Raw genomic sequence first — 11,909 nt, forward strand, 5'->3', positions numbered from 1 at the left:
ATTGCGCGTGGAGATCCTGGACGCGCCCGGTTATCGTTCAGCCTCCACTTGCGCGAGTGGCGGAATGGCAGACGCGCCAGCTTCAGGTGCTGGTGTCCGTAAGGGCGTGGGGGTTCAAGTCCCCCCTCGCGCACAAGAAATGTGATGGAACCCCTTGGACTGCAAGGGGTTCCATCGCGTCTGGGCCTGCGAGAACTCGCCCGAGTTGGGCCCCTGCTACCAGGTGCGGAGTGCGGGGTCGGACTTCTCGGTGAGAATTCCGTTGAGGTAGCGCTCGGGCAGTTCCATCAACCCGGTGCGGGTTGGGCTGTCCGGGAGGTCCGACAGGCAGGCGCTGGCCAGCTTGTTGTACTCGCCAATCCGATCGAGGGTTTCGGTCACAGCGCTCGACGCGAGCACCCGGGCCTTCAGCTCGTCAGCCGCTTGCTGGCTGTCTCTCGCCGCGAGCATCAACGCCTTGAACTCATCAGGGTCAGCATCTTCGGCGAGCGCAATGAGCACGGGGTACGTGTACACGCCGGACTTGGTGTCGTTGTTCACCGGCTTGCCCATGAGTTCGTCGGTTGAGACAAGGTCGAGCAGGTCGTCGACCAGCTGGAAGGCCATGCCGAACTGCATGCCGTACTCGGCAAGCGCCTCGGCCCGCTCGATTTCGCCAACGCACAGCGCACCAATGTGGCAGCTCGCGCGGAGTAGCGCACCGGTCTTGCCAGCAATGGAGGCAAGCGCCTGATCGGTGGTCCGATCGACGTCGAACTCGTGCGCACCCTCGAGACTTTGGCCGTCACAGAGGTCGGAAATAGTGACCGCTAGGCTGAAGGCAACTTCCTTCGAGACACGTGCGGCTTCGATGCCGGCACGAGCGAGGAGGAAGTCTCCGACGAGTACTGCCTGGTTGGCGCCCTCTTTCGAGTTGACGGTTTCTACGCCGCGGCGGGTGTTGGCCTCGTCGATGATGTCGTCGTGCACGAGCGAACCAACGTGGACCAATTCGACCGATGCTGCACCGGCTCGGACACGCTCGTCGAGCGGAGCAACCGAGCACTCGGGGTGCGCTGCGACGGCACTAGCAATGGTCAGCAGCGGACGAAGGCGCTTGCCGCCTCCTTCGAGCATCCGAATGGCGGGCTCGGCAAGCTCGGCAGAGCCATCGATGGTGCCGATCAGTTGGTCGGCAACGGCATCGAGGGCCTCGGGCAGCGATTCGAGCCCCAAGAGTTCAGCGAAGTCTCGAGCCTTCATGATTCGGTAACAGCCTTTCCGCCCTTACGGCGCTTACGAGTCTGGTATTCGGCAACAGCGCTGTAAAAGTGCCCTCCGAGGAAATCCGGCCACAGCGTGTCGGTGTACACGAACTCCGAATAGGCGGTGTGCCACGGAAAATAGTTCGACAATCGTTGCTCGGACGACGTCCTGACCAGCAGGTCAATGTCCGGCATTTCTGGACAGTACAAGTACTTTCGGAAGTCGTCCTCACTCAGCTGAGAGATGTCCGTCTCACTCGCTGCGGCCAGCGTCATCGCCCGCAGAAGCTCGGCGCGGCCGCCGTAGTTGAAGGCGATCGCGAACTCCAGTTCGGTGTTCTGCGCGGTCATTGCCTCGCACTCGCGGAGCCAGTCGCGGCAGGCCGGAGGCACGCGCGGATCGTCCAGGTCGCCGACGAAACGCATCCGAACACCAAGGTCGCGGAAGCGGTTGCGTTTCTCCTCGCGCAACAGCCACTCCTGGAGGCTCATCAGGAACTGAACTTCAGGAGCGGGGCGCGCCCAGTTCTCTGTGGAGAACGCATAGACCGACAGCCACTGCACACCGAGTTCGAGACAAGCGTCAACTGCGGCATCGACCGAATCCTCGGCCGCAGCATGGCCTTTCGACCGATCGAGTTCGCGCATCTGAGCCCAACGTCCGTTGCCATCCATGATGCACGACACGTGACTTGGAATCGGGCCGAGGCGAATACTCTCGTGCTCCTCAGCTTCAACCATCCTCATACGGGTGACGCTACACGGGTCACCTTGAACTCGCCGCCTGCTGAGGTGACGGCACCGCTGAGGGTTGTTGTCTGGTCAGAAAGAGAAGCGCTTTTCGAGGTCGCCGATTTCGGGAAGTCCGACGAGGTCGGTGAAATCGTCGAACGGCATCAGCTCGTTGGCGAACGGAGCAGGCGTGCCAGCGGCTTTGAGTTTGGTCAGGAAGTTCTGCATGGCGGCAGTTGCTGCGAGGAGCATTCCGATCGGCATGATGATTATCGCGAAACCGAGGGCTGCGATCTCCGCGTAGGTCAATGGCGGGGTCTTGCCACCTTCGGCCCAGTTGAACAGCAGCGGGATGCCGGCGAACTCCGTGGCGACGCGCTCAATTTCTCCGACGTCCTGCAATGCCTCGACGAATAGCATGTCAGCGCCTGCCTCCGCGTATGCCGTGGCGCGACGCAGTGCCTCGTCCATGCCGTGCGGGGCGCGAGCGTCCGTCCGGGCGATCACCATGAAGTCGTCGTCTTGGCGACTTGCTACTGCGGCACGGATCTTGCCAACCATCACGCTGGCATCGACGACTTGCTTGTCTTCCATGTGTCCGCACTTCTTCGGCAGGATCTGGTCTTCGATGTGCAGTGCAGCGACGCCCGCTCGCTCATACTCCTGCACGCAGCGCACGACGTTGATCTGATTCCCATAGCCGGTGTCGGCATCAGCAATGACCGGAAGATCGACAGCGGCGGTGATGCGTCGAGCGTTGTCGACCATCTCACTCATGCCGAGGAGCCCGACGTCCGGGCGACCCAGCAGGGACGCAGTGGTGCCGAAGCCGGTCATGTACGCCGTGTCGAATCCCGCTTGCTCAATGAGCCGGGCACCGAGTGCGTCGTAGCAGCCGGGTGCGACGAGCGGCGCACGTTGCTCGGCTGCTGTGTTGAGGAGCAGCCGGAGGGCAGCGGGCCCCGCCGGTCGTTGCCGCAAGAGGTCTGACATGTTCGGCAACTTAGCCCTCGGCAACTGAGCGTTCCGTCAGCCGGTCGCCCCGCCGTCAGTAGCGACGCAGTTGGCGTTGGTGGCCGACTATTGCGAGTACCGCACCGACGACGAGCATCAGCAGGGTGAGGCCCATGCCAGCCGTGGTGACGGCGTGGGGTGTCGGGTCGTTCGGGCCAGCGCCGAAGTTGCCGGCAGCAATGCCGAGTGGGAAGGTGCCCATGTTGAGCAGCGAACTCACCCACATCCACAACGCCACGCTCACTCCGCCAGCAGCCAGTCCGAGGCCGTACGCCCGCACGATCAGCAGGCCGAACACGATGGCTCCACCAACGAGTGCGAGCTGGATGAGTCGGCCCGCAAAATAGAGGGCCGGCACGTCTTGCCCGGTCGGTGCCGAGCTGTAGTTGTTCGCGAAGGTGGCAGTGCCCTCGGGGATGAGTGGCCCTGCGATCAGGACGACGCCCGCAACTGCACCGAGCGCGGCGATCCACGGGTTCAGCGCCAGGCGACCGCCTGTGCCGAACGAACGCAGCGACGCGAAGAATACGAGCAATCCGATTGCCGCCGCGGCAACGACCAACCAGAAGCCAAGATCACGGGTGACCTTGAGCGTGAATGCGAGGTCGACTGTCTGGCGGGTGATCGACTCGGCGGATGCGATACGGAGCTCGGCGAGGCCAACGACCATCGCGGCCCAACCGGTCAACGCGAGGCCCGCACCACCGGCGAGCCCTGCACCCCAGCGCAAGCCGAAGCATGCCAGGAGGCCACCGAGTGTCATCACCGTGGCACCGACGAAGCCGGCCACACCGAGGTTGGTGCCGAGCGTGTCGAGTGTGCGCACGCCGGTGGCGATGCCGTCGACCGGTGCCGACGTGCGAATGTCGATGATGTCGGCAACCGCAGTCATCAACACGGAGATGGCACCAAAAAACGCCAGAATGAAGACGAGCTTGACCTTGAAGGGGCTGCGACCTGGTGGGTATTCGTACAGGTCGCCCGAACCGTCGAACACTTCCGGTACTTCGTTCGTGATGTCACCCGGCGCAGCCCCTGTCGAGACGTTCGTGGCGTCAGGTTGGGCCGGAATCTGCGTCGTTGCCAACACATCGACTGGCGGTTCAGCGGCAGTGACCACGGTCTGAACCGCGCCGGTCGGTATCGGCGAAAGAGGGTCTGCTGCTGGAGGGGTCAACGGAAAATCGCCGGTTGGCGTGCCCCATGCAGGGTCCGGAATTGGTGTCCGTGCCGAGATCTCCTGCGTTGGTAGCGCAGCGATGTCAGGTAGCCCGTCGACCGGGAGCGAGGCAAGTTTGCCGATGCTCGCTCGAGGCTGGCTGACGTCCAGCGCGGAAGAGACGTCGGTCGGGTCAGTTGGCGACGAGATGATTGGAAGCGCCTCGGTCAGGTCGGTGATGCCAGCGAGCGAGTGCCCGCAGTCAGCACAGAACTTCTGATTCTCCTCGACCGCTCGTCCACACAATGGGCAATACATACAGACGACTGTACGAGGTAGGGCCTGCTCACATGAGGCGTTTCGGCCTCGGGTACTGCTCGGTGCCCTTGGCCACCGTCATGAACCGGGTTGCCGCGCACGGCATGATGTGCACATGACTGGGCGGTTCGCTCCATCTCCGACGGGTGAGTTGCACCTGGGAAACCTTCGTACCGCCGTCGTGGCGTGGCTGTCAGCCCGCGCCGATGGACGCACGTTCCTGGTTCGGATGGAAGACCTCGACCGAGTGCAGGCGCGTCCCGAACACGAAGCCGCACAGCTCCGCGACATGGCCGCGCTGGGCCTCGACTGGGACGGTGACGTCGTGAAACAGAGCGAACGTTTCGACCTGTACAACGCCGCGATTGACCGGCTCATCGCGGCTGGCTCTGTGTACGAGTGTTTCTGCAGTCGTCGCGAGATCCGCAACGACATTGAAGCCGCATCGAGTGCACCGCACGGTCCACCCGGCTCGTACCCCGGCACGTGCCGCGACCTGTCGATCAGCGCGCGTGCCGCGCGCCGAGCATCGGGTCGCCCACCCGCGCTGCGTTTGCGCACCGACCACGGCACCTACGACTTCGTCGATCGACTCGTCGGACCGCAGTCCGGTGGTGTCGACGATTTCGTGCTGCGGCGCAACGATGGTGTGCCCGCATACAACCTCGCCGTGGTCGTCGACGATGGGCTTCAGGGAGTCACCGATGTGGTGCGTGGCGACGATCTCCTCCCGTCGACACCGCGCCACGTGATGCTGCAGCAGATGCTGGGCATCGAGACGCCGAGCTACCTGCACATTCCGCTGGTCTTCGGGCGTGATGGCGAACGGTTGGCGAAGAGTCACGGAGCAACAACTCTTGGCGAACTGCGCGCAGCAGGCGTTTCGTCCGCCGCGGTCATGTCATGGATCGGGTCGTCGCTCGAGTTGGCTGCGCCGGGGGAAGTTGTTGCTGTTGCTGACCTCGTTGACCGGTTTGATCCGGCCGGATTGCCGAGAAACATCGTCGTGGCACCCGATTTCGTGTTGCACCCCGAGGATTGACCGTCACCGTTTGGTCCGGTTCGCCCTCACTCGATGTTGTCTCACGGCGAACAATAGAAATTTTTGAAAACTGCCTGAATTGCCCCGGGATGCGCGGGTTCGCAGGCACCCAGAGGGCTAAAATTACCCTCAGTGGAACCCGCAGATCGTCGAACAGCGCGCATCGGATGTGCAGTTGTCTTCGGCATTGTCGCGCTCGTCGGCTGCTCCACCGCTCTGACGAGCGGCGATGGCAGCGAAGCCGTGGTCGCTGTGACCACCGAGGCCCCGACCACTACAGCAGCCCCGACAACCACTGTCGCCCCGACGACCACCGTCGTTCCGGTCACCACGATGGCGCCGACGACCACCGAGGCCACGACGACGACCACCACACTGCCGGTCAACATCGTCGAAGTCCCCGTCCTCGACCCGCCAATCCCTGCGCTTGGCACCTCCGACGGCGCCGAAACGGTCCGCCTCCAGAACCGACTCAACGAGCTCGGCTTCTGGGTTCAGTCCGCCGACGGCGACTACGGCCTCACGACGCGCCAGGCAGTGATGGCCTTCCAGAAGTACATGGGGTTTGAGAACCCCGACGGAAAGCTCGACGAACAGGCCGCCACCGCAATTTCGAACATGGACCTGCGCCCCGTGGCCCGTGCCAACTCGGGCACGCTCGTCGAAATCGACAAGGCTAAGCAGTTGCTGTTCTTCGTTGTCGACGGTCGCACCGAATACATCCTGAATGCTTCAACCGGTAACGGTGAGGCCTACGAAGAGCCCGACCAGAACACCCCCGGCGAAATCCAACGCGGCATCTCACTGACCCCGAGCGGCCTCCACAACGTCAATCGCGAGCGGCCCGAAGGCTGGTGGGCAGGCGATCTCGGCGAGATCTACCGCCCCAAATACTTCGTCGGCGGCGTCGCAGTGCACGGCTCGAACTCGATCCCGAACTACCCGGCCTCACACGGCTGCGTGAGGGTCAGCGTGCCGGCAATGGACTGGATCTGGGAGATCGGCATCATGCCGCTCGACACTCCCGTCTGGGTCCACGACGGCGCCTGATTCCGTCCGGATCGCTCGATCCCGGCGTTGCGTGAACTCCTCGGTGCCGAGAGGCACCAACGTCGTCACGCGCCTTGGCCTCGAACGATCCGATCCAGAATCAGGATCTTTTGGATTTCTGGCAGCAGCGCTGTCCTTGTAACGGGTTGGCCTTTCCCCTTGGGTCGGACTTGGGCATTGGCCCTGAATTTTTGGCGAGGTTGAGTTCCTGACTGCGGAACGGGGCGCGGTGGGGTGCGCCTGCCAGAATCTGGCTCATGCTTCCCGGTGTTGGTTCTGTTCGTCCGTGGGCCGACCCGGCGGTGGTCGAACTCAACCGGCTGCCCATGCGTGCACCAACAACGGCGTTCCCGACGGCCGCCGAGGCTCGCAAGAACGACCGAGTTCACGACGGCGATGCATCACCATGGCGCCGCTCGCTGAACGGCAAGTGGAACTTCCGTCTCTACAACTCGCCTGATGCCGTTCCGGCGAACGCGATCATCAAGGCGCCAACCGGGAGTTCGTGGCTGCGCGTCTCAGTCCCCGGCAACTGGACGATGCAGAACACCGGCGACCTTCCCCAGTACACCAACGTGCAGATGCCGTTCGACGGGCCGCCGCCGTTGCTTCCCGAGAAGAACCCGACGGGTGTCTACCGCCGTCCGTTTAAGGTGCCGAGTAGCTGGGACGGCCGACAGATCGTGCTGCACATCGGTGGCGCCGAGAGCACCCACGTCCTCTACGTCAACGGCCGATGGGTCGGGTACGGCACCGACAGCCGTTTGGCGAGCGAGTACGACATCACCGAATTCGTTGAGCGCGGGGACAACGACCTCGCGATCGTCGTCAGCAAGTGGAGCGCGCAGAGCTACGTCGAAGACCAAGACCAATGGTGGATGGGCGGCCTACACCGCGAGGTGTTTGTCGAAGCCCGCGGCGCCACCCACGTCGAGAATCTGATCTGCGACGCTGGCTACAACCATGTCGACGGCAGCGGCACGCTTGCCGTGACCGCCATCGTCGGCGGATTCACTGCGCCGATCGCGGGCTGGAAGGTCACGACGCGTGTCGAGACCCTCCAGGGCAAGCAGCTGTCCAAGCCGGTCACCGAGAAGGTGCCGCACGTCTATTACAAGCCCATGGGGTTCTCCGGCCACAAGACTGAGGCCAGCTTTGTGCTGCCTGGCGTCGCACCGTGGTCAGCCGAATCGCCTTCGCGCTACCGCGTCGTCGTCGAATTGATCAACCCGTTCGGCCAGGTTGCCGAGGCACACGCCCAGGTCGTCGGCTTCCGCTCGATCGTCATCAGTGGGAACGAACTACTGATCAACGGTCAGCCAGCCTGGATCTTCGGCGTCAACCGCCATGACCACCATCCGACCCTCGGCAAGGCACTCACGATTGACAACATCCGCGACGACCTACTCGCGATGCGTCGCCACAACATCACCGCCGTGCGCTGCGCCCACTATCCGAACGATCCCCGGCTGCTCGACCTGTGTGACGAGATTGGCCTCTACGTCGTTGACGAAGCCAACCTCGAGGCTCACGCGTACAACACCAGCTTGTGCAACGACCCGGTGTGGCGCACTACTTGGTTGGCCCGCGCCTCACGGATGGTCGAGCGCGATCGGAACCACGCCAGCATCATCATGTGGTCGCTCGGCAACGAGGCCGGCTACGGCCGTAACCACGACGCTCAGGCCGGCTGGATTCGTCACGCCGACCCGACTCGCCCGCTGCACTATGAGCCGGCCTCCTTCCACGACGGCTGGCTCGATGGTGGTCGCCACGCAAGCGACGTTGTCTGCCCGATGTACCCGACCCACCAAGACACGGCTGCCTACGCCGGTGACCGCCCATTCATCATGTGCGAATACAGCCATGCCATGGGCAACTCGAACGGCTCGCTCGCCGACTACTGGGACACGATCCTTTCGACGCCCGGCCTTCAGGGCGGCTTCATCTGGGAGTGGAAGGACCACGGCTTGTACGCCATGTTGCCGAACGGCAAGAAAGGGTTCGCCTACGGCGGCCAGTTCGGTGAGCCGATCCACGATGGCAACTTCGTCGCCGACGGCCTCATGTCCGCCAACCTTGTTCCGCACCCCGCCATCCAGGAAGTCGAGTGGGTGTACCGCCCGGCGACGATGGAAAAAAGGGGCGCGAACCTCGTCGTGACGAACCGGCGTAGCTTTACCGACCTCGATGATCTCTCTGCCACCTGGGAACTGAATGTGGGTGGCAACGTCCACGGTTCGGGCACCCTTGCAGTGCCGACGGTCGGCGCGGGTCAGTCCGTGAAACTGCCGATGCCGTGCGTGATGCCAACTGACCCTGACGCTCACCTCACCGTCACGTTCGCCCAAAGAGCAACCACCGCGTGGGCGCCTGCTGGCCACGTCGTCGCACGCGACCAGGTGCAGTTGAAGGGTGCAAAGCAGGCGAAGATCACTCGACCCAAGGGCGCTGCACCGCAGACCACTGTGAGCACAGTTGTGAAGCTGCTCGCCGCGCCGATCGAACTGTCGATCTTCCGTGCGTCGACCGACAACGACGGATACAAGCTGATGCCCGAACTCCACGAAATGTACGGCATTGGCGGGACGAGCTTGCAGGCGTGGCAGGCCGCCGGCATCGACACCAAACCGGCTGACGAACTCGTTCGACATGATCATCGGGTCGAGGTGCTCGACGACGGTTCCGAAGTGCACCATCACACCGTCAATGTGCCTGCTGGGCTGGCCGATCTCGGTCGCGTCGGCATCACCTTCCAACTCAAGGCCGGCTTCGATCAGACCCGTTGGTTCGGCCGTGGCCAACTCGAGAACTACCCCGACCGCAACAGCGGTGCCATGGTCGGTACCTGGGAGTCGGGTATCGATGATGCGCCGTACCTCGTGCCTCAGGAGTTTGGCCTGCGGACCGATTGCCGCTGGTTTGAGTTCGTGAGGTCGGGCAGTGGTGAAATTGTCCGACTCGACGTTCTGCAGCCGACCACGATGCATGTCTCGGCAACACGGTTCACCGCGCACGACTTGTTCGTCGCTGGGCACGAGACCGACATCGCGCCCCGTAAAACACTCGTCGTCCACGTTGACGTCGCGCATCGTGGCGTCGGCACGGCCAGCTGCGGCCCGGACATCCTCGAGCGGTACCGCGTGCTCACCGGCAAGCACACCTTCAGCTACCGGCTCTCCGCCCAATAGTTACGCATGGGGTCAGGCCCCTTTCGCAACTCTGCGGGCGTGATGCCTCTGGTCGAGGTGAGGTGATTAGCGTCGGCCTCGGCACCGGCGTGACACACTCCGGTGATGAAGCGACAGAACATCTCATCCGGTGGCCCGTATGAGGAGCCGTACGGGTACAGCCGGGCCGTGAAGGTTGGCAATCAGGTGCACGTGGCGGGTACATGTGCGCAGCCGCCGAACGTTGAGGGTGTTGGTGCCTACGTCCAGGCTGTCGATGCGTTGAACACGATCTCCGTCGCTCTGACTGAAGCGGGTGCGAGCATCGCGGACGTCGTCCGTACGCGGGTCTATGTCATCGACCTCAACGACGCCGACCATGTGATGCGGGCCCACGGCGAAGTGTTTGGCGAGATCCGCCCTGCGTGCACGTTGGTGCAGGTCGGTGGGCTCCTTGACCCGAAGCTCCTCGTCGAGATCGAGGCGTACGCAGTGATCAGCGACTGACCACAGAGTTGCGAAAGGGGCCTGACCCCATGCGCAACTCTCTTGGGTCAGGCGGTGGGGCCGCACCAGTTGCACAGACTGGCGAACGGTGTTGTGCGGAGGGAGGTGCTCGAGCCGACAGCGTCTTCGTTGAGGTTGTCGATGCGGTCGCCGAGCCACTGGAAGAAGCTCTGCGACGCGATCGCTTGGAAGAGCAGCCATGCAATAAACAGCACGGTGGCAATGCCGAGCGCGATTTTTACCCAGCGCAGCAACCTGCTCGTGTATTCGCTGATCAATGGCGTGAAGCTGCGTACCGCGGTGGTGGCGCGCTGCGAGAACTGCTCGGCCGCTCGATCAAGCTCTTGCCGGGCCACGGTGCGGACCTCGGCGATGATGTCTTGTGTTTCCTGGCGCGAGTAGCCCTGTGGCCGATCGGTGTAGGTCCGCTGGTCTGCGGCGATCGGCTCACGCGGAACGAGCGCTTCCGCTCGCGTGAGTTCGGCGCTACTCGGGGGCGCTCGACGGATGTCGGTCCAGTCGAGCCCGTCCCACCAGCGCAGTCGCTGGCGGCCATCAGGGTCGGGGTACCAGCCCTCCCGCGGTGCATCGATGATGCGCATGATCAGGTTCCGTCAGCGTCGCGGTACTCAGAGCGATCGGGCTCGGGAAGTTCGACGCGATCGTTGTCGGCCGGGATCGGCAAGCCGTCCTTCGGGCGGACCTCGTCGCTGGAGTCTTCGGGACGGATCGTTTCGGCAAAAGCGGCAACCGTGCCGAGGAGGCCGGAAAACTCGGCGGGAATGACGAGCTTCGTCGCCCGACCGTCGCCGATCTTCTCAAGTGCCGACAGATACTCGACGGTGAGCACGTTGTGGTCGGTTTTGGCTTCCTTGATGCCGGTGAGGCGTGCCTTGGCCGCCAGACCCTCGCCCTGGCCGATCAGTTCGAGACGAATCTTGTTCGCCTGCGCACGAAGCTGGATCGCTTCGGCCTCACCTTGCGCGTCGAGGATCGCTGCTTCCTTGCGACCGGTTGCCGAGAGCACCGCGGCCTGCTGTTCACCGTCGGCACGAGCAATCGCGGCCTCCTGGTAGCCCTTGGCCTCGGTGACCGTTGCACGGCGATCGCGCTCGGCGCGCATCTGCGCGTGCATGGCCGACACGATGTCCGGCGGCGGATCGATGCGCTGAATCTCGACACGAACCACTCGCACACCCCACTTGTCGGTGGCGTCGTCGAGGACCTCGCGCAACTGGGTGTTGATTGTGTCACGCGATGTGAGTGCCCTGTCCAGCTCCATGTCGCCGATCAGGTTGCGAAGGTTGGTTTGGGCGAGCTTCGTGATGGCGGTGAAGAAGTCGGCGATGTTGTAGACGAGGCGCTGCGGGTCGGTTGCCTCGTAGTAGACGACGGCGTCGACGGACACGACCACGTTGTCGGCGGTGATGACTTCTTGCGGCGGCACGTCGACGACTTGCTCACGCATGTCGATCAACTGCATCGTTTCGATGAACGGCAGGATCAGGTTGAGGCCTGGCTCGCGTGTGGCCTTGTACTTACCGAGACGTTCAACGAGACCGCGCTGATACGGGCGCACGATCTTGACGGCGCCGACGAGGACGGCGATGCCGACGAGCGCGATGACGCCGACGACGATGGCAATGGGATTCATGATTGCTCCCTGTCTGTTG

10 protein-coding genes and 1 tRNA gene are annotated in these 11,909 nt (G+C 63.5%); 5 read left to right on the top strand and 6 right to left on the bottom strand.

What is annotated here, in order from left to right:
• Positions 1–50 precede the first annotated feature (50 nt).
• Positions 51–133, top strand: a tRNA-Leu gene (locus tag ACH2EI_RS15515).
• 83 nt (positions 134–216) lie between these two features.
• On the opposite strand, the gene ACH2EI_RS15520 is transcribed toward ACH2EI_RS15515, so the two are convergent.
• The 4 genes from ACH2EI_RS15520 to ACH2EI_RS15535 form a co-directional block, all read right to left on the bottom strand.
• Positions 217–1,242, bottom strand: a complete 1,026-nt coding sequence (locus tag ACH2EI_RS15520; RefSeq protein WP_395160693.1) for a polyprenyl synthetase family protein — start codon at positions 1,240–1,242, stop codon at positions 217–219.
• A complete protein-coding gene (gene uppS / locus ACH2EI_RS15525; RefSeq protein ID WP_395154694.1) occupies positions 1,239–1,991 on the bottom strand; it encodes a polyprenyl diphosphate synthase in 753 nt (250 codons plus the stop codon). Before uppS ends, ACH2EI_RS15520 begins: the two co-directional genes overlap by 4 nt.
• 75 nt (positions 1,992–2,066) lie before the next feature.
• Positions 2,067–2,969, bottom strand: coding sequence for an oxaloacetate decarboxylase (locus ACH2EI_RS15530; RefSeq protein WP_395160695.1), 903 nt, complete (start codon positions 2,967–2,969; stop codon positions 2,067–2,069).
• A 55-nt stretch (positions 2,970–3,024) separates the two neighbouring features.
• Entirely contained in the window at positions 3,025–4,467 is a 1,443-nt protein-coding gene (locus tag ACH2EI_RS15535; protein ID WP_395154696.1) for a hypothetical protein, read from the bottom strand.
• Positions 4,468–4,582: 115 nt separating this feature from the next.
• On the opposite strand from ACH2EI_RS15535, the gene gluQRS reads away from it, so the two are divergent.
• From gluQRS to ACH2EI_RS15555, 4 genes are all read left to right on the top strand, one after another.
• The gene (gene gluQRS / locus ACH2EI_RS15540; RefSeq protein ID WP_395160697.1) at positions 4,583–5,509 is read left to right on the top strand and encodes a tRNA glutamyl-Q(34) synthetase GluQRS; all 927 of its coding nucleotides are present in this window, start codon (positions 4,583–4,585) and stop codon (positions 5,507–5,509) included.
• A 132-nt stretch (positions 5,510–5,641) separates the two neighbouring features.
• Complete coding sequence (locus ACH2EI_RS15545; protein ID WP_395154698.1) at positions 5,642–6,559, top strand: peptidoglycan-binding protein; 918 nt, start codon at positions 5,642–5,644, stop codon at positions 6,557–6,559.
• A 257-nt stretch (positions 6,560–6,816) separates the two neighbouring features.
• On the top strand, positions 6,817–9,750 hold the full coding sequence (locus ACH2EI_RS15550; protein WP_395160699.1) for a glycoside hydrolase family 2 TIM barrel-domain containing protein: 2,934 nt from the start codon (positions 6,817–6,819) through the stop codon (positions 9,748–9,750).
• A gap of 105 nt (positions 9,751–9,855) precedes the next feature.
• Positions 9,856–10,236: a RidA family protein gene (locus tag ACH2EI_RS15555; protein ID WP_395154700.1), complete on the top strand. Its 381-nt coding sequence runs from the start codon at positions 9,856–9,858 to the stop codon at positions 10,234–10,236.
• A gap of 47 nt (positions 10,237–10,283) precedes the next feature.
• Here the strand turns inward: ACH2EI_RS15555 and ACH2EI_RS15560 are convergent, their stop codons facing one another.
• Positions 10,284–10,838 (bottom strand): DUF2510 domain-containing protein, encoded by a 555-nt coding sequence (locus ACH2EI_RS15560; protein ID WP_395160701.1) that lies wholly within the window; start codon positions 10,836–10,838, stop codon positions 10,284–10,286.
• Positions 10,839–10,840: 2 nt separating this feature from the next.
• Entirely contained in the window at positions 10,841–11,890 is a 1,050-nt protein-coding gene (locus ACH2EI_RS15565) for an SPFH domain-containing protein (RefSeq protein ID WP_395160703.1), read from the bottom strand.
• Positions 11,891–11,909 lie beyond the last annotated feature (19 nt).

The sequence above is a fragment of the Ilumatobacter sp. genome, assembly GCF_041688325.1.
Lineage (GTDB): Bacteria > Actinomycetota > Acidimicrobiia > Acidimicrobiales > Ilumatobacteraceae > Ilumatobacter_A.